The organism is Proteiniphilum sp. UBA1028, assembly GCF_002316955.1.
Lineage (GTDB): Bacteria > Bacteroidota > Bacteroidia > Bacteroidales > Dysgonomonadaceae > Proteiniphilum.
Map to the genome: position 1 here is coordinate 29,014 of NZ_DCEN01000030.1, position 21,612 is coordinate 50,625.

The 21,612-nt window shown below is 45.0% G+C and carries 14 protein-coding genes; 4 read left to right on the forward strand and 10 right to left on the reverse strand.

What is annotated here, in order from left to right:
* Nucleotides 1-96: 96 nt before the first annotated feature.
* The 3 genes from B3Z75_RS03980 to B3Z75_RS03990 all read right to left on the reverse strand — a co-directional run bounded on the left by B3Z75_RS03980 (nt 97) and on the right by B3Z75_RS03990 (nt 2,796).
* On the reverse strand, nt 97-432 hold the full coding sequence (locus tag B3Z75_RS03980) for a zinc ribbon domain-containing protein YjdM (protein WP_294067996.1): 336 nt from the start codon (nt 430-432) through the stop codon (nt 97-99).
* An 85-nt stretch (nt 433-517) separates the two neighbouring features.
* Nucleotides 518-2,164 carry an AMP-binding protein gene (locus B3Z75_RS03985; protein WP_294068022.1) on the reverse strand — a complete coding sequence of 549 codons (1,647 nt, stop codon included), beginning with the start codon at nt 2,162-2,164 and terminating at the stop codon, nt 518-520.
* Nucleotides 2,165-2,232: 68 nt separating this feature from the next.
* On the reverse strand, nt 2,233-2,796 hold the full coding sequence (locus B3Z75_RS03990; RefSeq protein WP_294067998.1) for a helix-turn-helix domain-containing protein: 564 nt from the start codon (nt 2,794-2,796) through the stop codon (nt 2,233-2,235).
* Between the two features lie 289 nt (nt 2,797-3,085).
* Here B3Z75_RS03990 and B3Z75_RS03995 point away from each other — a divergent pair, with 289 nt between their 5' ends.
* Together B3Z75_RS03995 and B3Z75_RS04000 are read left to right on the forward strand one after the other, a co-directional pair.
* Nucleotides 3,086-3,268 (forward strand): DUF5808 domain-containing protein, encoded by a 183-nt coding sequence (locus B3Z75_RS03995; RefSeq protein WP_294068000.1) that lies wholly within the window; start codon nt 3,086-3,088, stop codon nt 3,266-3,268.
* 164 nt (nt 3,269-3,432) lie between these two features.
* Complete coding sequence (locus tag B3Z75_RS04000) at nt 3,433-5,028, forward strand: sulfatase (protein WP_294068002.1); 1,596 nt, start codon at nt 3,433-3,435, stop codon at nt 5,026-5,028.
* A gap of 47 nt (nt 5,029-5,075) precedes the next feature.
* Here the strand turns inward: B3Z75_RS04000 and B3Z75_RS04005 are convergent, their stop codons facing one another.
* The gene (locus tag B3Z75_RS04005) at nt 5,076-5,483 is read right to left on the reverse strand and encodes a hypothetical protein (RefSeq protein WP_294068004.1); all 408 of its coding nucleotides are present in this window, start codon (nt 5,481-5,483) and stop codon (nt 5,076-5,078) included.
* A gap of 282 nt (nt 5,484-5,765) precedes the next feature.
* On the opposite strand from B3Z75_RS04005, the gene rsgA reads away from it, so the two are divergent.
* Entirely contained in the window at nt 5,766-6,377 is a 612-nt protein-coding gene (gene rsgA / locus B3Z75_RS04010; protein WP_294068006.1) for a GTPase RsgA, read from the forward strand.
* A 493-nt stretch (nt 6,378-6,870) separates the two neighbouring features.
* On the opposite strand, the gene B3Z75_RS04015 is transcribed toward rsgA, so the two are convergent.
* From B3Z75_RS04015 to B3Z75_RS04040, 6 genes are all read right to left on the reverse strand, one after another.
* On the reverse strand, nt 6,871-7,977 hold the full coding sequence (locus B3Z75_RS04015; RefSeq protein ID WP_294068008.1) for a glycoside hydrolase family 88/105 protein: 1,107 nt from the start codon (nt 7,975-7,977) through the stop codon (nt 6,871-6,873).
* Between the two features lie 8 nt (nt 7,978-7,985).
* Nucleotides 7,986-9,764, reverse strand: a complete 1,779-nt coding sequence (locus B3Z75_RS04020) for a RagB/SusD family nutrient uptake outer membrane protein (protein ID WP_294068010.1) — start codon at nt 9,762-9,764, stop codon at nt 7,986-7,988.
* A gap of 10 nt (nt 9,765-9,774) precedes the next feature.
* Nucleotides 9,775-12,864, reverse strand: a complete 3,090-nt coding sequence (locus tag B3Z75_RS04025) for a SusC/RagA family TonB-linked outer membrane protein (protein ID WP_294068012.1) — start codon at nt 12,862-12,864, stop codon at nt 9,775-9,777.
* Between the two features lie 78 nt (nt 12,865-12,942).
* Entirely contained in the window at nt 12,943-14,913 is a 1,971-nt protein-coding gene (locus B3Z75_RS04030) for a hypothetical protein (RefSeq protein ID WP_294068014.1), read from the reverse strand.
* Complete coding sequence (locus tag B3Z75_RS04035; protein ID WP_294068016.1) at nt 14,910-16,145, reverse strand: DUF2264 domain-containing protein; 1,236 nt, start codon at nt 16,143-16,145, stop codon at nt 14,910-14,912. Before B3Z75_RS04035 ends, B3Z75_RS04030 begins: the two co-directional genes overlap by 4 nt.
* 22 nt (nt 16,146-16,167) lie before the next feature.
* Nucleotides 16,168-17,388: a DUF2264 domain-containing protein gene (locus tag B3Z75_RS04040; RefSeq protein WP_414702856.1), complete on the reverse strand. Its 1,221-nt coding sequence runs from the start codon at nt 17,386-17,388 to the stop codon at nt 16,168-16,170.
* 204 nt (nt 17,389-17,592) lie between these two features.
* On the opposite strand from B3Z75_RS04040, the gene B3Z75_RS04045 reads away from it, so the two are divergent.
* On the forward strand, nt 17,593-21,549 hold the full coding sequence (locus B3Z75_RS04045; RefSeq protein ID WP_294068018.1) for a hybrid sensor histidine kinase/response regulator transcription factor: 3,957 nt from the start codon (nt 17,593-17,595) through the stop codon (nt 21,547-21,549).
* The last annotated feature ends 63 nt before the right edge of the window (nt 21,550-21,612 follow it).

Genomic DNA, 21,612 nt, shown 5'->3' on the forward strand with positions numbered 1-21,612 from the left:
GGTTCGACTCCGATATTCTCCACCAAAAAAGGGAACTCCTCATCAGGGCTCCCTTTTTTAGTGATTTAGACTTATTTGGTCAGGAATTTGATCTCTTTATTTCTTCAGAAATTCAGTCTTCAGGAAAATGGTTTGTCCATCTACCTTTGCCTGAACGTGCGTGGGGTCCTCGCTTGAGAGTCTGATAGCGCGTGCGCGTGTACCGCGTTTCACGACCATGGACGAACCTTTTACTTTCAAATCTTTTATCACGGTTACATCATCCCCGTCAAAAAGTTCGTTTCCGTTACTATCCAATACTTTTTCCAACTCTGTGGCGGCTTCCATATCTTCCTGTGTCCATTCGTGAAAACATTCCGTGCAGTGAAACAGGGAGCCATCGAAATAAGTCACAGCGCTTTTGCATTTAATGCATGTAGGAGTTTGTGTCATGTAAATTTCATTTAGTTCCCCAAAGATAAGGCTCCAGATGCACTATTCAAAATATACGCGGTTAAGGATCGTTATGGATGTTACGTCACAGAATTACAATGCCCTCCTTTTCACACAGTTCCAGCGCCATCTCCCTCAGCCGGAATTTCTGGATCTTCCCGCTGCCGGTCAGAGGGAAATTCTCCACGAAAAAGACATAACGCGGTATTTTATATTTAGCGATATGGCCCTTGCAATAATCGCGCACATCTTCCGTGGAGAGCTGGTACCCCTCCTTCTGAATGATGAACGCCCCCACATCTTCACCATAACGATTTGAAGCCACCCCCACCACCTGTACATCCTTCACGCCAGACATCCGGTAGAGATAATCCTCCACCTCCTTTGGAGAGATGTTCTCTCCTCCGCGGATGATGATATCCTTGATGCGACCCGTAATCCGGTAATTACCATTCTTGTCCCTCACGCCGAGATCGCCCGAATGCATAAAGCCATTGGCATCAATCACCTGTGCCGTGGCTTCCGGATTCTTGTAGTAGCCCTTCATCACGTTATACCCTCTGCAGCATATCTCTCCCGGCACGTCCACAGGGCACTCCTCCCCCGTTTCGGGGTCAAGCACCTTTACTTCGGTGAACTCGTACTCCCTTCCCACCGTAGTACAACGCACCTCAAAAGGGTCGTCCACGCGGGTTTGCGTCATCCCCGGCGACGTCTCCGTCATCCCATAGACGCTGGTCAGATCCATAAACATCTTCTCGTTCACCTGCCGCATCAGTTCCTCGGGACAGAGTGCACCCGCCATGATGCCCGTACGCAGTGATCGCATGTCGAACATGCTGAACATGGGATGATTCAATTGGGCGATGAACATCGTCGGCACCCCATGCAGCACAGTACAACGTTCCTTGTGCACCGACGCCAGGGTGACCAGCGGGTCGAACCGCTCCACCATCACCTGCGTGCTGCCGTGCGTGAGGCAACACATGGTCGCCAGCACCACCCCAAAGCAGTGAAACAGCGGTACGCAGATGCAGCACTTGTCTTCCGGCGTGAACTGCATGTGAACGCCCGTGAGGTATCCGTTGTTGGTGATGTTGTGATGGGTGAGCATCACCCCTTTCGGGAAACCGGTGGTTCCGGAGGTATATTGCATGTTCACCACATCGTGACAATTGGTAAGCGATCGCAGCACCCTGAAATCGTCATCCGGCACATTCTTTCCCAGCAGCAGGATCTCTGCCGTGTTGTACATACCCCGGTATTTCTCCTGGCCTATGTAGACCACATTCTTCAGTTCCGGAAAAAGGTCCGATTTCAGCTTCCCCCGTTGTGTCGTTTTCAGTTCCGGCACCAGTTCGTAGATGATGTCGGTATAATTGCTTCCCGGCACCCCGTCCGTCATGCATAGTGTATGCATATCCGAGTTGTTCATCAGGTATCGCAGTTCCTCGGTGCGGTAGTTTGTGTTCACCGTCACCGCCACGGCACCAATCTTGGCAGTGGCATAGAGAAAGGTGAGCCAGTCCGGCACATTCTGTGCCCAGATGCCCACGTGCGTACCCCGTGTCACCCCGATGGCGATCAACCCCTTCGCCATGTGATCCACCCGTTCGTTGAATTTTTTCCAGGTAAAGCGAAGGTCGCGGTCTGAATAGACAATATATTCCTTATCGGGTGTTTCTTGGGCCCAGTACTCGAGCCAGTCGCCCAGTGTTCTGTCGGATAGCATCATCGCTGATTTGTTGGTCATCGTTGCTTAAAAGATCGGTGTGTTAAATGAAATGATATGATGGAAGCTTATGCAGGAAAATAGACCACTCCCAGTATCTTCGCTTCTGTTTGACCATGGGCCGTGACCAGATGATCCACAATGGAATCATAATAGATGCTGTCGCCCTGGTTCAGCATATATTTTTCTGTCCCGTAATGCACCACGATGGATCCCTCCAGCACATAGAGAAACTCCTCGCCCTCGTGCGACGAAAAAGCTTCCTTTCCGGTACCCGGCTGAATGCAAACCAGGAACGGCTCCATGTTTCGTCCTCCCTTCCTGGCCGCCAGCGAGATAAAATCCATGTGAGAGTTATTGTTGGTCTGATGACTGGTGAAGGTGACCGGTGTGTGCATGTCAGCGTGCCTGTTAACCACTGGCCCCATCTCTTCGCTATCGTCGAGAAAAGTACCCAATCGCACACCCAGGGCACGGGCAATCTTGATCAGCGAAGCGAGAGAAGGGATTTTGTCGCTCTCGCAGATGCGACGCACCTGTTCCACTGTAAGTCCTGCTCCTGCAGCCAGTTCCTCAACCGACATGTTCCTGTCGGCACATAAAATCTTAATTTTTTCCGTGACAGCGCTCATAAATATTTGCTTTTGAAGATGCAAAAGTAACAGAATTAAACAAACAGGGCAACATATCTCACGAAATGTTTCTTTTACCCCTTACTTTATATTAATTCCATTCTATGCTCTCTTCCTTGTTGCGATAGGAATCCACAACATCTCCTGAAAACTTCATATCGACTCAGAACATTTTCTTGATTTTTGAATGAAGACTCTCAAAAACAACGTATATTTGAACGTGTGTATGTATACATCACAAGCCAATTACAATAATATCTGAGGACCAATCACATATAATAACCTCCTTATGCGAAACGATCGTGAAAATTATAAATGGGGTATTTTCTATTATAATCCCAATGATCCCAGGATAATACTTCCCAAAAGGAATCGCTTCATGGGCTGGACAGTGAATTTTGCGAATCCATTTGCATACCTGATCATAATTGGCATCATCCTTTTTGGAATTATAATGGCATACCTCGATTAGCGGCGATTACCTTCTTCGATGGATTAGTTTCTGGCTCAAATTTTCTATATTTGCAGTTAAATAACGAAACTCAAATTTGCCTGCCTGTTGTTCATGGAGGATTATTATCCGGAAATTGCAACAGGTGAAGGCATTTTTCGTAAGGATAAGCAAAAGTATTGAATATGAATTTCCCCTTGACTTCCAAAAAAAGCAATCTAAAAACGAACATAGCGGTATCCCCATTTTTCAAAAAAACAACCCTGATTGCCACATCTGCGGTGGTGGCAGCCTCGTTGCATGCCCAGGAAACTGCCGGCACACGTCCCAATATTATCCTCTTCATGGTCGATGATATGGGTTGGCAAGACACGTCCCTTCCGTTTGGGACGGAGAAGACACCGCTTAATGAGCGTTACCACACCCCCAACATGGAACGGCTTGCCTCGCAGGGCATGATGTTCACCCAGGCATATGCCTGTTCCGTGAGTTCTCCTACGCGTGTAAGCCTGATGACGGGTATGAATGCCGCACGTCACCGGGTAACCAACTGGACACTCAAAAAGAACACCTCAACCGATCGCGAGAGCACCCAGCTCCAATTCCCGGAATGGAATGTGAACGGCATTTGCCAGGTGCCCGGCATCCCACACACCTATGAAGTGACTTCCCTGGCGCAACTGCTGAAAAATAGTGGTTATCATACCATCCATTGCGGTAAGGCACATTGGGGTGCGATGGATACTCCGGGTGAAAACCCGCTCCATTTCGGGTTTGAGGTCAATATTGCCGGACATGCCGGTGGCGGCCTGACCAGTTATCTGGGAGAAGAGAATTACGGAAACCGGACCGACGGGAGGCCCTCCCCGCCTCAAGCTGTCCCTGGCCTTGACAAATACTGGGGAACAGAAACCTTTGTCACAGAGGCACTGACACTCGAAGCCTTGAAAGCACTCGACAAAGCCAAAAATCTCGGTCAACCGTTCTACCTCTATATGGCGCACTATGCCATACATATCCCCATCGACAAAGACAGTCGTTTTTATCAGAAATATATTGATGCAGGGCTGTCGGAAAAGGAGGCAGCTTACGCTACGCTGATTGAAGGAATGGACAAGAGCCTGGGCGATTTGATGAGCTGGCTCGAGCAAAACGGCCTGGATGAAAACAGCATTATCATTTTCATGTCCGACAATGGCGGGTTCTCTACCGATACCCGCTGGCGCGACGCTCCGTTACATACCCAAAACGCTCCGCTCAACAGCGGCAAAGGATCGGCCTATGAAGGCGGCATACGGGAACCGATGATCGTAAAATGGCCGGGGAAAGTGAAAGCCGGCACCCGATGTAACGACTACGTAATCATTGAAGATTTCTTCCCTACCCTCCTCGATATGGCTCAGGTGAAAAATCGTAAAACCCTCCAACCGGTCGACGGAGTCAGCTTCGTGCCGCTGCTGGAAGGCAAGTCTACCGGCAACAAAACCCGCAACCTTTACTGGAACTATCCCAACCTATGGGGTAACGAAGGCCCGGGAATCGGCTCCACATGTACCATTCGCAGTGGCGACTGGAAGTTGATTTATTATTACGAAACCGGTAAGAAAGAATTGTTCAACATCACCAACGACCTGGGAGAAACAACGGATCTGTCAACGCAGCATGCCGGCATGGTGAAAAAACTCTCACGCGATTTAGGAAAACACTTGCGCAAAGTAAAAGCGCAGCGTCCTTCCTTCAAAGCAACGGGGAAAGCATGTCCGTGGCCCGATGAGGTTTAAAGATAAGTAAATCTTTCTATAAAGTACTTGCCCCTGATGGGGCAAGTTTATTCTCGGTACAACTTCACCCAAGTCCAGTAATCGGTAGTGAAAGACAATTTATCCCTGCCATATTCTCTCTTCTCCACTACCCCCCTAATTGAACCAATTCCATTCCCATCCACCGGAACCAATAAGATGTCAGGAAACTCAGCCACATAATTAAATCTGTACACCTCCTTCTTCGGATAGCTTTTATCGTAGATCTCAAGAGAGCATCCTGCATTCTCAAAAACAAGCGTTATCTCAGTGTGCAGTTGGTTCATTTTCCACACACTCCGGGCAAATGAATACTCTTCGTCCGTTGATCCCAGCAAATCATCCTCTTCATCATTCTCCGGGCTGCAACCACTCAAACAAGTTCCCCATATTATCAGAGATAAAAATAGTAAACGTTTCAGATTAATCTTTTTCATGACATATATATTAATGGAAAGCAGCACCAAAGGTAAAAATTAATTCTAAATAAAATATATTTTAACTAATATATATTCATTACATCTTTGATAATCAATAAATGGGTATGCCTATAACAATCGGTTTTGCAATAGTGCGGCTGACAAATATATGGTCAACTTCAGTTATTTTATTAACTTTGGTACAAAACCCAACTGACGGTTTGCTATTGCCGCACCATCGCAAAGCCACCGAACATTGCGCTTAATGCTGAAAAGACAACGCTCACACAAAAAACTGCCATGAAATTGGAAGATTTAGGATATAACGACAAACTTGAAAAATTAAGGATTGAGAATAATCTTCAGGACTTTGAAATTGGAAGAGTTATATCAGAACATAAGGAAAGATATATTGTAAAAACCGCAAAGGGAGAATTAGAGTCTGAGATAACAGGGAATCTAAGATTTTCATCAAAAGGCCGTGAAGATTTTCCAGCAGTTGGCGATTGGGTTGCATTGACAATACATAGCACAAATAAAGGGAGACACGTTACCAGTCATAGAGAATTGATAATTCTTGAAAACGGGGGAATATTAGTTGATAATCCAGGGATGAGAGAAGTAGGCATTGCTGATTCTACAAGTGGATTAGAAATCACATTCGACTTGATTATCAAACATTCTAAAAATTGCAAGTTCAAAGATTGTACCCACACGAATGAGAAAGGGTGTTCTGTTATTGAGGCCGTTGAAAAAGGAGAAATAGACGAAGCTTCTTATGAGAATTACATGAAAATGGAAAGAGAGAAAGCTCATTTTGAGTCATCCGTTGCTGATAGACAAAAAAAAGACAAAGACTTTGGGAAAATGATAAAGAACTACAAAAAAGACATTAACAAAAAAAAGTACTAAGCATGGAGGTTGTGTAAATTAAACTGTGTCATGTTTTATTTTTATAGTTGATTGGGCACCTTTTCTAATGGATAACTCTGAGACCTTATTTTTAGCTGGCTACCTCAAAACTAATGAAAAATATTATATCTTGGTTTTTTTACCACCTTGCGGATCTGGTGATGGTATCCTTCCACCTGATGCACAATCAACTCTGAACGATGGTTTTTGGGAACACACTATTGATCGCATCAGAGAAACCGCTTAAATTATCGGTACAGGCGATTAAGATGTCTGCCCCCGGGTTTGAAAATCTGTTAAAGTGGTGAGCCAGAAATCAGTGCCTTGGCTTGAAAGAACTTGTAATCAAAATCTTCCATAATGTAAACTGTTGTGTAAAAGTTATAAAAAAAATGGATTTATTCTTTGACACAGTTTAAGTTACACAACCAGCAACAGGCTCTTGCTTATACAAGGACAAGAGCCTGTTATCTAAAAATGGATAGGGCCTCTCTTATTCAGGAGAGCTCATTTTAAATATCTCACTACCAGCGAGCAAAAATGCGCCAACACCATATACATCTGTCGCATCATATCCGGCCGCTTTGGGAGCTGCTCCTACAGGTTGTATATATCCCAGTTTACCATCAGCATGTACCGCACTGACCAGTGATTTCCATCCTTTCTCCAGTACCGGACCATAGGCTTTTTTTGCCAGGTATCCATTCCGGATTCCCCAGGCAATTCCATAACACATGAATGCAGAACAGCTGTTTTCCGGCATTTCATACGAATCCGGATCAAGGAGACTGGCTCTCCAGGAACCATCCTTACATTGTGTTTTTCTCACAGATTCTGCCATTTCCACAAACAACTTGATATAGTACGATCTGCTGGAATTTTCTGCAGGCAAGTTGTCGATAATCAGTGGCAGTCCGCCAAAGACCCAGCCATTTCCACGTCCCCAGAATTGTTTTGCCCCATTTTTTTCACGAAGAGGAATTCGTTTGTTGTCACGGTAGAAAAGGTGTTCTTCTTTGTCGTAGAGCGCCTCCACACATGCTTTGTATTCCCTGTCCATGTAATCCAGATAGATTTGCTCTCCAGTTAATTGATAGAGCGCTGCATATACCGGTGGAGCCATAAACAGGGCATCACACCACGACCAGCGTTCGTCTTTCCCGATGGGATCCGTTTTAACAACCGGAGCATTGGAAGGGTGGCTGGCTATATAAAATGCTCTTTCCTTCACGGGTTGCAGCATTCTTGCGTCACCCATTTTACGGTACATTTCTATAAAGGCCTGTCCCACGCAAATATCATCTGCATGATACACCCTGTCCCACATATTCCATTTGTTGTCAATTCCTATCTTTTCCACAAAACCATAACAACTTTGATTTCCACTGGTTTTTCCCCATTCCGTCATTCCCCGGTAAAGCGCTCCATTTGTCCAATCAAGAATATGGTGTTTGGATTCCTGATGATGCTGGATCTGCCAGCTCGCTACAGAATCACACACTTTTGCAATATGCTTGCGCTTCATCTCTCCCGAGAAGGGACTGGCAGCAAAGAGCGAGCTGCTTACCAGCAAGGTCATCCATACAATATATTTCCTCATAGTTGCTGTTATTTCGTTTCTAATTCCAATGGTTCTACATTTTTCTCTGCACCCGGATAGCCCTTATTCTGATTGATGCGTCCGCGTGAGTTGGAAGCAATTGCATTTTCCGGCACAGGCCACATCATATGAAATGGGCTGATAGTAAAGGTGTTGATCCCATTGTGATTGATCTTGTCTCTGTAGAAGTTATTCCGTGTCATCATGCGGTCGTGGTAATAATTTTTTTCCGTGATCGTCGACAAACTATATCCCTCTTCGTTTCTTTCCGCTAGAATAAAAGAAACGCGGGTGAGTTCCGATTTTCGTGGTTCTTCAAAGAAAAGTTCACGGGCTCGTTCGTCCATGATGTAGTTTATGGTAACCTGATCTTTGTTTGTCAATAAGGTCGCATTGGCGCGTTTGCGGATCTTGTTGATATCTGCCATGGCCAGATCTTTTTGTCCTTTCCAGTAATAAGCCTCTGCCCTGAGCAAATAAGTTTCAGCCAGGCGAAACACATACCAGTCGGTGTATCCCCCCTGCGGCGTGTCCGGCTTATTGTCTTCGGGTACGAAGGTCTTGTAGTGCATCATCGGGCTCCAGCTATAAATGGTGTCCACGCAATATTTTTTCTGCAGCGGTTGGCCGTAGTACTTGGAGGAGGGATTATTATAAACCAGTTCTTCCATATTCAACCAGTTCGGTGAGGTATGCCGATAATCTGTTTGGGAATCCCAGATCTCATAGTTGAAATAATTGGATGTACGGATACGACCGATGCCCCGCCCTACATATCCAATTTGGGGTTGTCCTGCAGCTTTGTCAATAGTGCCGCGTTTTCCCGCAGGATCGTTATTGGTATTGGCGTTCCACCAGCAAGGAACCAGGTCTCGCATTCGATACGATCCGGTTGACGTCCCACCTTCGGTAAGCATTTTATCTTCCACCAGGAAGATACCTTCCTTGTTGGCAGAGGAATTGATATTTTCACGGAAAAAGATATCGCTCACAATGTTATATTTGCTCTCTTTGGCATTCACGCCAAAGCGTGATTCCATTAAAGCATGGTTTGGGTCGGTGATCACAGCCGTAGCAGCGGCAATGGCGCCGTCGTAATCGAGACAGGCCAGGCATACCTTTGCCAGCAAATGATTGCCCGCCGCTCTCGACACCGCACCGTGCGGTGCTTTTTCGGGAAGATACTGGGCCGCAAAAGTCAGATCCCTTTTCAATCTTTTCAGGATGCTCTTGCGCGTGTGAGAATAAAAGTCCAGCTTAGGCGATGAGACCTCTCCATCGATGAAAGGAACGTCACCGAACTGATTTACCAGCTTATAATACCAGTATGCGCGGTGGAAATATCCCTCGGCCACAAAGCGGTTGCGCTCGTCTTCCGTTAACAACTCTGCCTCCTGTGCACGTGTGATGACAGTGTTTGCTTTCTGAATAGCTTTGTAACCCTGTGACCAGAAAGTACCTATCTGTGAATCACCATACGCTCCCGGTTTCAACTGGATATCGAAATTCTTAATAGTTTGTGCTACAATATTACCAGCTACGGCTATATCGGAAGTCATTATTTCCGTAGTTTCATAAGCGTTGTTGCCAATGAATTCCGGACGAATCATCAATCGACAGGAAATCAATGCTGCTTCCAGACCATCTTTATCAACCAGTGTATTTTCCGGAGAGAAAGTTGAGAGTGGCTCCGGTCTCAACCAGTCCTCACATGATACAATCACCATGGAAATCAAGCATACACAACTTATATGTTGTAAGACTGTTATTATCTTTATCTTTTTCATAATAATTTATTTATAGTGTGAAACTCAAACCTAAAGTAAATGTGCGGGGTGCTGGTGACAAGGATTCAGGATCCCAGAAGTTCCAGTCCGTGACTAACAATGGATTAGAGATATTAAACGATAGGCGTGCATTGGTAATGCCATACTCTGAGAGCAGCGTGTTCGGGATGCGATAAGCAAGTGATACATCTTGCAAGCGTACAAATGAGCGGTTCTTGAACACGGCAAATGATGGCGATTTCGTATTTGATCCAAGACGCGCAAATTCGTTTGTGGGATTTTCAGGTGTCCAGTAATCATACTTATACGCATTCACACGGTCGTAGTAATAATCCGTAGCATGTGCATAATGGCTGTTGCTTGATTTATGCCCCAGGTCTGAACGGACAAAGAATGAGAAATCGATGCAATTAAACAATTCCAGATTGTTTCCCACGCCAAATGTAAACCGTGGGCGCCGATATCCCTGGAAAACCTTGTCATCTTCGGGTAAATATTGTCCATCCCCGTTTACATCCCAGATTTTAAAGTCACCCGGTTCTTTTCCATATTTGGCAGCATCCTCCCGTTCATTTTCCTGCCAAACCCCCAGAATCTTGTAATCATAGATTTCATCCAGCGCATGTCCTATGTACCAGCCGTTCTGGATGTCATCATCTTCCCGCTGGCCGATCACATTGCCATCTTTATCCGTTACATCCACCATTTCTCCATACAAGTGTGCAATTTTATTCCGGTTCAGCGATGCGACCAATGAGGAAGACCATTTCAGGTTCCGGGTTTCGACGTTGACAGAATTCAACGTGACTTCAAATCCACGGTTCTGTACTTCACCCAGATTGCTCATTACATCCTTGAATCCGATGATGTCGGGTAACGCACGATTCAGCAGCAGGTCCCTGGTGGACATATAATATAGTTCGATCGCACCCGACAGCCTGTTTTGCAGCACGCCAAAATCAACACCCACATTATATGCTTCCGTCTTTTCCCATTTCAGTGATTTGTTGGAAAGTCCGTCGGTAAAAACTCCAATTACGGTGGAACCATTGTGAATATATTGCTCGCTATTCAGATTCGCCAGGGCAGCATATCGTCCGATGCTCCGGTTGCCATTTATACCCCAGGATAAGCGCAGTTTCAGGTTGTCGATCCAATTCACGGATTCCATAAACTTTTCTTCGTTCAACCGCCATGCAAAAGCTGCTGCCGGAAAGTTTGCATAGGGATTTTGGGAGCCGAATGCAGAATAGCCATCTCTGCGGTAGGATAACGTAAACAGATACCGGTCCATGAGTGCATAATTCAAGCGGGACATCATTGCATTTCCGGTGTCTTTGCCATCGTTACTGGAAATCGAAGGATTTGTACCGTATTCAATCCCGTGCCAACCCAGTGCTTCAGAGGGTACGATGTTGGAGTTCGACATGTTATCGGACCAGTCTTCATTCTTTTCCAGGTTGAACAGGAGGGTCACATAAAACCGGTGTATGTCATTGAATGTTTTAGACCAGTTTAAGGTATTGTCCAGCATCCATGAATGGGAGCTGCTATTTCTCCTGACGGCTTTTCCTTTGGCGCTCAGTCCCGCCATGCTGGTCGAAGGATCATAGTAATGATTCTTGTTCCAATCGTTGTAATCGGAGTAGCTAACTTCATATACAAAGCCTAAAGGAAGGGTTAACTTTGCGTTGATGGTAGCATTGAATGTCTGGGTTTTGTTAAAGCGTTCTCTGGTAAGATATGCCGAGAACGGATTGGTACTCATGTTGTCATCGTTCGGATAGAATTTCAAAGATCCATCCTCTTCGTATTTGCTCCCCCATGGGCTTCCCTGTATAGCCTCTTCCCAATCTACTTCATCATAACTCTGGTCGCGATTGGCATATTGGGCCTGTAATCCCATTTGCAGCCAATCGGTCACATCTGCTTTTAGGTTCAAACGGGAACGAAGTGTGGAATATTTATCTCCTACCACGATGCCTTCGTTTGCAATACTTCCTACCGACCAGTAGTAGGTAATTTTATCCGATTTCCCCGACAGGCTTATATTGTAATCTTGTCTGAGAGCATTCTGAAAAGCAGCGTCATACCAATCAGTTTCAATCCCCGCCTGATAATTATTTATTTCGGTCGTGGAGAAAGCCAAGCGATTTAACCAGATTTCCGTAGGATCGGAATTGGCATCTGCGTTGGTATAAGACAACCATGTATTCAGGTCCACTCCTGCGGGCAATTGGCTGGGATTGTGGAAGTAACCCAGGGGACGGGAAGGGTTGCTCCTGATCTTTTCATCCCGGCGCATGACCGTATATTCCTGACCATTGAAGGGGCGTTGGTTCCGGGTCAGGTTAGACATACCTGTCTTCACGTCAAATTTTATGGAAGGTTTGCCGGTCCTTCCTTCCTTTGTGGTGATTACAAGCACGCCCGAGGCGGCACGAGAACCGTATACTGCGGCAGAGCTTCCGTCTTTCATGATGTCGATGGTCTCGATGTCGTTTGGGTTGATGTCATCCAATGAGCCGTTAAAGATGATCCCATCCAGCACAATTAAGGGAGAGTTGCTTGCCTTGATTGATTTCTGGCCACGGATCAACATGGACGTATTCCCTCGGGCACTGGTACCCAGTCCCGCGGAGAATCCAGCAACCGTACCACGAAGCAATTCGGCCGTGTTGGTGACCGATTTGGTCCAGTTTTCCGTGGAAACTCTAGTTATTGCACCGGTCATATCTTTCCGTTTCATGGTACCATAACCCACAACGACCAATTCTTCGAGTTGAGCCACATCTTCTTCCAGTTCCACGTCGATGGTCTTCTTGCCGTTGACTTCGACTTCTGTTGTTTTCAAACCGATATAGGAAAATACCAGTGTGGCCTTTTCCGGTACATCGATCGAATAATTGCCATCCATGTCGGTGATGACTCCGTTCACAGTACCTTTCTCTACGATTGTGGCCCCAATTACCGATTCACCTTTCGATGTCAGTTTCCCTGTTACCGTTGTTGTTTGTGCAAAAGTAACATAGGAGACGTTCATACATAGGAGAATCAAAATCATCCTGCTGTGTTGTTTAATGTATTCAAGTATTTTCATTTTGTAAATATTTAAGTTATTATATGACGTAAGCGGTGTAATTCACTGTGAATGTTTTGGTAATTCCCCCTTTCTTCTTCATGGTTTACCGGCTGAGATCCTGTAAGTCATTTTTTTGCCCATCACATCAAAATAAGCGACTTCGGCATAGCCATTGCGAAACGAATGCCGGGTCTGATCCCGTTGAATTGTATTTCTTGCCGGGTACAAGGCTTCAAAGCAAACACCTCCGTCTCGCAAAAACAAGTTGAGTGTATGTCTGCTTGTGGTGATGATTGTCTTTTCTTCCCCGTCGAAAACAAGCATCGGGTAGTAAGCGCGCGCCTTCTGAATGTCCCCTTTCAGTTGATCTTTTATCGTGATGCCCGAATTGTTTATGGTGAGTTGTTGCTTTATCTGCGTAACACCATCGAATTCCCCGGAATAAGTGATTTCAAAGGCTACTTCATCCGGCTTTTGCTTTACCGCATTCACTTCAATGCGGGGTTGTAGTTGCCCCTTGTACGCCGTATACAGGGAGCTGTCAGGGTAGCTTGTGTTCGTATACTCAGCCAGTCGATGTTCCTTTCCCTCTTTATCGAACCATGCCGGCCCCACAGCATATAGCTCTCCTCCCAAATCCTGTTTCTTCTTGTTATCCCAGACATGAGGAATACCATCGGATGGACCGAGTTGCGGGTTAGAGCCTTTCAGATGAATGCGGATAAGTCCGGTTGCATTATATCGGGGATCGGCACTATAATCATACTCGATATAATTGCCATCGGCATTGGCAAAGACCTTATGGAACTTATCCTGCAAGGCGATCACATAGCCACCCACGTCGGTTGGTGCCGGAAGTTCTTCAATGGAATCATCTGCATAAAGGTAAGCCACACTCATGAGCCAGCATGCCAGTAAATTGTATTGCGATTGAGCCGAATAGCTTTCATAACCATGCATCACTTCGATCGGAAAACGGTTTTTCACGATGAATCCCGAGCCATCGGGGCGTTTCCAGCGTGAAATACTTTTAATGGAAAGATGGGCGGCACGTTTAAAAGCTCCGGCTTCTTTCATCATCCCTCTCCGGGCATATTGGGTTGCGTATATTTCATAGGTCACGGCTGCGGCAGCTTCATTCCAAAGGTGTTGCGCACTTCGTCCACCGGTAGGTACTTCCCCATACGGCGATTGCATAAACAAAGAAGTCCATGCTCCGTAGAGCAGCTTTTCAGCGTAAAAATACTTGCTGGGGCCGTCATAACCTTCTACGAGGATGGTGGTCAAAAACTGGCGCGTAAATTCGTCATACACCATAGGAGGGTTGGTCTTGTTGTCGATATACAACCCACAATCAGACATATATTGCTTCTGATGATCGAAATGCCATTCAAAGAAATCTTTGTCGCTGCTGATGTGCTCTTTTTCCCGAAGATATTCCCCTGCCAACGCAACCACGTTGTGATTGTAGCAGTATTTCTTTTTTTTCAGGTTATCCTTATATAAAAGATAGGGATCAACCGGAGCAATCTTCTCCCGCCATATTTTCATTTGTTCTGCCGGAACAAACCCACGGTAGAGATCCAGCGCGAGCATCAACGGCTGAATGAAGAACTCTCCGTGATGATGCGCACACCGGTTTTCATGAAACTCGCTTATGGCACAATCCAATGCCTGAATACCACTTGCCAGCAATTCCCTGTCGTCCATGAATTTCGTTGCCGACAACAATCCCACCGAAAGAGCGTAACAAGGGGTTGAGTATTGCCATTCTATCTTGTACACCGGATCAATGATTGCACCGGTGGCTTTATCCTGATAAGGATAAAAAGCTTTCACCTGCGCTGCAATGTGACGGAGATAGTCTTTTTTGGATAAGCCCGAATCTGCAATCTTTTTTGTTTGCTGATTAATCATGAACTTTTTTACCTGCCGATCGAATAGGTAATTTCCAAGAGTCTCTTCCAGGTTGTCAGGGAGTATCACCACGGATTCCCGCATGGGTGTCTGTGCCCGCAGGCAAGAGCCTGTCAGACATATAAAAAAGAGAACGACAACCTTTCTCATGATTTTATGGCCTTATCGAGCTTCACATCTGGCTGTCCGCTCCAGATACGTTTTCCCGTCCATTCGGCGTAGGGATCTTGCCAGAATGCATCCGTTTCAGGCAAACCCAAAGAGAGAAAAACAGTTGTGCAGAGATACAAGCTGCCGGTGGAGATGTATCTTTCTGCAATCTCCGGTTGATGTCCGCAAAAACCCAAAGTCAACCAGCCGTTTTTATCAAAGTTTCCTTCCACGCTCATCTGTTTCTTTATCACGGCAGTCAATGCGCAACGCACCTGTGCTTTCTTCACTGAAGTCGGGAGCATGTTTAACAAGGAAGCCTGTGAGAGTTGGTGAAAAGCCCCAAACCGGTAAGCAATGGAGCGTCCCACTACCGGATAAGAACCATCAGGGGAGATGAATCTTTCCTGTTGTTCCGCAAAACGCGTGAAGCGTTTTGATTCCAACTCAAACAGTTCCTTTTCTCCCTTTTGGTGTCTTTGCATGACCAGAAGCACGTCCATCATCATGGGATGGATCACATAACTGTTGTAATAATCCATGTGAAAATCGGTCCCATCTCCGTACCAGCCGTCGCCCTTATACCATTCTTTAAATCGCATCAGCGCATAAGAAGCCGGTTCGGGATTCCATTCGCCGGTAAATTCCAGTGACGCAGCCTCCACCGTGGCCGAGAAGAGCAACCAGTTGCTTTCAATTGGTTTTATTTTGCGAATTTTCTCCATGGCATTCACCACGTCCTGTTTTGTCTTGTCGGAGAGCCTTCCCCAAATCTGATTGGGTGCACGCAACAAACCCTCACAAAAAAATGCCATGTCGACCAAAGGCTGGCGGGTAATCTCAAAGTTCAAATAATCGGAAGATTCGGGATCAAAACCATGCTCAATGGATTTCAGCATCAGTTGGGTATATTTCTCCCGAAGCTTACCTTCGGGCGTCTGGTCGGGACCGAGCTCCAACCAGGGAGCCATTCCGGCCAATAGCCGGCCCAATGCTTCCAAGTGGGTGGTTCGTGCATTGTTGGGATTCTCCCCGCCTGCCAAGGTTTCTACGGGCATTGTGGCTCTCAGTTTATCCTGACTCATATTTACCAGGACAGGATCGGCTATTTGAGTCAGGATCTCTATCCAATAGACACGATCCTGTGCTCCGGTAGGTTGTGCATGCAGATTCGATGTGAGTGAAACGACCAGCAGGATGGCTCCTGTAAAAATTCTCTTTTTTACTTTCATACGTTTTTTTCTATGTTCAGATTTATTGTTTTATAAACTTGTCTATGGGAAACTTTTTTCCCGAGAATGCTTTCAGGCTGGTCCAATCCTCTGCCGGCAATGACCAGAAGGGGTTGTCGTCTGGTAAGCCAAGGGGCATAAAGACTGTGCAGCACAGGTACACACAAGGTGTGGAGAGATACGAATCTCCCAGTTCTTTCTGCTCTCCGCCAACGCCTATCGTCAGCCAGCCGTCGTCATCAAATGTCCCCGGTTGTTCAAATACTCTTTTCAACATTGCAGTAAGGGCCGATCTCACTTGTGCGGGAGAAAGTGTTTCGGGCAGCTTCTCGCTGAAGGCCGCCAGTGCCAATCCCTGAAATGCAGCCGAGCGGTAGGTTACAGATCTTCCGATGACAGGATAGGAACCGTCGGGTGCGATCATTCGCTCCTGTATTTCAGCGAAACGTTGCAAACGGATCCACTCTAACTGATGAAGTTCGGCATACTCCGGCTTGTGCTTCATGACAATCGACAGGATCTGTTCCAGCATGGGATGAATCACGTAGCCATTGTAGTAATCCAGATGAAAGCTTGCTCCGTCGCCATAAATGCCGTCCCCTTTGTACCATTCCCCGTGTGAATTCAGCGCGTGCTCAATGACCTGAAAATTCCATTCACCTCCGAACTCTTTTATTCCACACTCTACCATGGCCGAAAAGAGCAACCAGTTGTTATTCCCCGGTTTCATGGTCCGTGTCGATTTCCACTGTTCAATCAAACGTCCCTTCGTGACATCATCCAGGCGACCCCATAATTGTGTGGGCGCTTTCAACAGCCCCTGTATCAGAAAAGCGCTATTTACGAGTATCTGACGTGTAGCGGTGCTATTGAAGTAATCATTTGATTGCGGGTTCACAGAATTTGCCAGTGCCTTGCACGACATTTCAATGTATTTACCCCTCAATTGGCCTTCCGGAGTTTGATCTTTCCCCAATTCCAGCCAGGGAGCAACACCGGCAAAAGTTCTCCCAACTGATTCCATGTGGGTGATGAATTCGCGTGAGCTTGCCTGAGAAGAGGCAGAGCGCCCTATGGGGATACCATTTTTAAGATTGTCTTCACTTAGATTTCTGATCACCGGATCCACTATTTTTACCATAAGGTTCACCCAATAGGCTCGATCATTTTCTCCGTTATCCTGTGCCATCGTTACTCCAGAGAACAGGGATAGCATGATTAAAAGCACCAGTACGAATTTCATATAATGTTTTTAAAAGTTAACGTCATAACGACGACAAATGTAGGGATAATAACAGAAGTGCTGTAACGTGATAGTCCATATGCATACTCCAGTTATTCTAAAGGTTATTTTTTGTTTGAACGAACATTTCCGTTATCTTTGCGGACAATATCACTATTGAGAGGGCAGCTTTATTTCTCGTGTTGTTTACATAATTTAACCAGAATGAAAAGAGGTTTAACAGTTTTATCTATGCCGATCTTCTTGTTGTTCCCGTTCACCCTATGCGGAGAAATAATACAGGCCTCCCATTTGCATATCAGTGAAGGTTTACAGCAAACGACCATTTATTCTATTTATCAGGATGAATTTGGTATGATTTGGTTTGGCACAAAAAATGGGCTTGTACTTTTTGATGGCAATAAAACTGAATATATTCACAAAATAAACCAGGACATACCACAGAGCGAAAGTCTGATCCGACAGATTTGCGGAAACAAAAGGGGAGAGATCTATTTGAGCACTCGTTCCGAGGTCATTGCCTATGATATCCAGCATGATATATTTTCAATCATCCTCAACCAGCCTGGAATCATCCATTATGGAACGGATAACCTATGGATATGCCAGAATAACAAAGTATTCAAATGGGAAAATGATTCGCTTACATCCTTTATTACCTTAACCAAAGAAGAGATCAGCATTGACTGTTTATTGGAAACTCCTCAAAAAGAGTTATATCTCGGGACCAGAGAACACGGCATCTTTCACGTTCAAAGCAATGGGAAAGTAAAAAATTATTATCCACAGGTAAAACAGATAAAACAATTGCTTTTTGATTCCGAACAATATCTTTGGATCGCCACGCGGCGTGGTGGGATACACAAGATGGACAGGAATGGACAGTTAATCAGTTTTAATCGTATTCCCGGAGACGCGTCGAGTTTATCCGACAACATTGTACGGGACATTTGCGTAGACGACCAGGAGAATCTATGGATTGCCACCTACAGCGGATTGAACAAATATATCCGCAAGGACAATCAGTTTATCAAATGCAATTTCCTGAATGATAATTTCAACACCCTGAATGACAATTCCATATACAGTCTTTTCAAGGATGCACAGGGAAATATATGGACAGGTTCCTATATGGGAGAAATTAATTATTTTGATCCTAACTACGAGACGCTGACCTATCATTTCAGCAATAGCAGGAATGAGTTCCAACAAAACCAGAATATCGTATTCGGAAGAATGATTGAAGACAAGAGAGGAAATCAGTGGGTTTGCGCCGAGCGGAATGGGTTGTTTCATTACAACAAACAGAATGGCAAGCTCACTCCCTATCCGCTGGAAGACGGAGTTCATGTTCAGACCGTATATATGGAACCCGACAAGCAAATTCTATGGGTAGGCACGCTCATGCAGGGTTTGCTCCGGATAGATTTGCAGAAGAACGTAATCCGTTCGTTTAAACTCAGAAACAACAGCATCCGGGAAATTATTCCGTACCACGATAAATTATTGGTGGCTACCCACGATGGCATTTTCATCTTCAATCCGCTCGATGGAACGCATGAGAGAATTGAAAGCAATACGTGCCAACTGGACGACCGCCCTGTCATTTCCATGATGGTCGATCGACATGAAAACCTCTGGATCGCCTTCGATAATCGGATCATAAAATATGATCTGGTCACACACGATTGCGAGTTAGTCAAACTGAATGAGGAGAGTTCCAGTTTCGTCAACAAAATATTTGAAAACAGGGAAGGAGATATCTGGATTGGCACGAAAAGAGAGGGACTGTATATTCTCAGTGAAGGAAGTAACAAGCCTGTCAATTACAACAAATCGAATGGACTTTCCAGCAATCTGATTATTGACATCGCTCAGGATAAAGATGGCAATGCCGTGTTGGTAACAGGTAGCGGATTGAGTTATTTTATTGAAGACACGCAGCAGATGATCAATATTCAGCGTGAAAAACTATTTCCGCAGTTCAGACTTTCAGAAAATTGCCTTTTCATCAATTCAGAAAATAAGGTATTCATAGGAGGAGTGAATGTGATCTGCGAGTTGTCAGTACAGAACCTCCTTACCCAATCCAAGGATTATCGGATTAACTTCTCCGGCATATCGGTGAACGGAGTACAACTTGAAGTAACCCCCCGCAAAGGCATTCTGCCGAAATCTCTTCTTTATTGTGAAAAGCTGATATTGCCAGCCAATTCGAAATATCTGAACATCACGGTTTTTACCGATCATTACAGTGCGATCTTCAAGAGTGGCATATATTACAAACTGGAAGGATTTGATAAAGACTGGAAGGAAGTAAACGGTCTGAATGAAATCACATACACCAGTTTACCTCCGGGTAAATATACCCTTTATGTCAAAGGGGGCACGCCGTTATCCAACGGTAATTATCCGGAGAAGGAGCTTCAAATAGAAGTGAAAGCACCTTTTTATCAGACAGGCGTGGCCTATTTTTTTTATTTTTTATTTGCATTGTCCTTGCTCTATGCGGTTTACAGGTTTGTCATGCTTCGTTCATCGCTTCGCTTTGAGAAAGAACAGAAAAAATATATAGAGGAGGTCAATCAGAGCAAGCTGAAATTTTTCACCAATGTGTCTCACGAGTTTAAAACACCGTTGATGCTCATTTACAATCACGTGGAATCGTTGTTGAATGCCAAGATCATCAATCCCGGCATTCAACGCAAGCTGCTGGGAATATCAAAAAATGCGACTCGTTTGAATCAGCTTATCGACGAGCTGATGGAATTCAAAAAACAGGAGCAGGGATTTCAAAAGTTACATGTCAGCAAGTACAACATGGCAGACCTGATCCAGGAGGTTACGTCATCGTTTGAAAATTATGCCCAATCACGCAAGATCACGTTGCGTGTGGAGGCAACGCCTGACGACACCACCTTCTATTTCGATGTACATCAAATAGAAAAAACGATCTTCAATTTGTTATCCAATGCATTTAAATTTACGCCTGACGGAGGAAATATCCTGATACAACTGGAGAAGTTAACCGATGCGATTCAAATTAAAATATCTGATTCGGGAATAGGCATTAGTCAGGAAGATCAAAAAAAGATTTTTGATCTTTTCTATCAGGCCCAGGATTTTATTTTTTCCTGTGAGCCGGGTACGGGAATTGGGCTGGCAATTACCAAAAATATAATTGCAGCTCATCAGGGTTCCATCTCCGTGAAAAGTACAAAAGGTAAGGGAAGCTGTTTCACTGTTTTGCTCCCGACCCATATTTCCTACAAGCCGGAAGAAATTGAAGAGAATACCTTGTTTATCACGAAAGAACATTTCAAGGAAAACTTCATCCCCCAAGATCATTCCTTAGAAATGATTCATGATCAGCAGGTGAATCAAGAAACGCACGACACGACCCTTCTTCTTGTCGAAGAGAACGAAGAAATGAGAGCGTTGTTATTCCAATCCTTCAGTCCGTTGTATCACGTTGTCTGTGCAGAAAATGGTCAGGAAGGTTATGAAAAAGCCATACAAGTACATCCCGATATTGTACTCTGTGACATTGCCATATCGGAAATGTCAGATATTGACTTGTGCAAAAAGCTGAAAAACAATATCGATACCCTGCACATTCCTTTTATCCTGCTTACCTCCCGGTCAGCCTCAGAATCAGTCATCGAAGGTTTGAAGGCCGGAGCAGATGATTATATCACGAAGCCTTTTGGCATTCAGGAATTAATTGTGCGATGCAACAATCTGATCAATACCCGGAAGATATTGCAGGAGCGGTTTGATAAAGGAGTGGACAATGAACTCACCGAACAGATTGCGACAACCGGTATGGATCAATCAATCATCGATGATTCCATCAGAATCATTCATGAGAATCTCGATAATCCCTTATTTAGCATCGATTTTATCGCCCGGTCGCTGAACATGGGGCGTACCAAATATTTCTCCAAGATAAAAACCATCACCGGAATGACGCCCAATGAGTTTGTCATCAAAACGAAAATAAAACATGCGATGAAGCTTCTGAATAATAACAGCCAGATTTCCATCAACGAGTTATCAGAAAGCCTCGGATTTAAATCCGTCAGTCATTTTATTCGGTTGTTTAAAGAATTCGCCGGGGTTACACCCAATGAATATAAAGCAAAGAAAATCAGTTGGTAGTTCTAAGATAAATGCATTATTTAAAACATTTGAATTCGGACGAGCGAATAAGTTGATCACAGA

Excerpts from the sequence above, each read along its gene's own strand:
- B3Z75_RS03980 (WP_294067996.1), bottom strand. The coding sequence starts at position 432 with ATGACACAAACTCCTACATGCATTAAATGCAAAAGCGCTGTGACTTAT.
- B3Z75_RS03985 (WP_294068022.1), bottom strand. The coding sequence starts at position 2,164 with ATGCTATCCGACAGAACACTGGGCGACTGGCTCGAGTACTGGGCCCAA.
- B3Z75_RS03990 (WP_294067998.1), bottom strand. The coding sequence starts at position 2,796 with ATGAGCGCTGTCACGGAAAAAATTAAGATTTTATGTGCCGACAGGAAC.
- B3Z75_RS03995 (WP_294068000.1), top strand. The coding sequence starts at position 3,086 with ATGCGAAACGATCGTGAAAATTATAAATGGGGTATTTTCTATTATAAT.
- B3Z75_RS04000 (WP_294068002.1), top strand. The coding sequence starts at position 3,433 with ATGAATTTCCCCTTGACTTCCAAAAAAAGCAATCTAAAAACGAACATA.
- B3Z75_RS04005 (WP_294068004.1), bottom strand. The coding sequence starts at position 5,483 with ATGAAAAAGATTAATCTGAAACGTTTACTATTTTTATCTCTGATAATA.
- rsgA (WP_294068006.1), top strand. The coding sequence starts at position 5,766 with ATGAAATTGGAAGATTTAGGATATAACGACAAACTTGAAAAATTAAGG.
- B3Z75_RS04015 (WP_294068008.1), bottom strand. The coding sequence starts at position 7,977 with ATGAGGAAATATATTGTATGGATGACCTTGCTGGTAAGCAGCTCGCTC.
- B3Z75_RS04020 (WP_294068010.1), bottom strand. The coding sequence starts at position 9,764 with ATGAAAAAGATAAAGATAATAACAGTCTTACAACATATAAGTTGTGTA.
- B3Z75_RS04025 (WP_294068012.1), bottom strand. The coding sequence starts at position 12,864 with ATGAAAATACTTGAATACATTAAACAACACAGCAGGATGATTTTGATT.
- B3Z75_RS04030 (WP_294068014.1), bottom strand. The coding sequence starts at position 14,913 with ATGAGAAAGGTTGTCGTTCTCTTTTTTATATGTCTGACAGGCTCTTGC.
- B3Z75_RS04035 (WP_294068016.1), bottom strand. The coding sequence starts at position 16,145 with ATGAAAGTAAAAAAGAGAATTTTTACAGGAGCCATCCTGCTGGTCGTT.
- B3Z75_RS04040 (WP_414702856.1), bottom strand. The coding sequence starts at position 17,388 with ATGAAATTCGTACTGGTGCTTTTAATCATGCTATCCCTGTTCTCTGGA.
- B3Z75_RS04045 (WP_294068018.1), top strand. The coding sequence starts at position 17,593 with ATGAAAAGAGGTTTAACAGTTTTATCTATGCCGATCTTCTTGTTGTTC.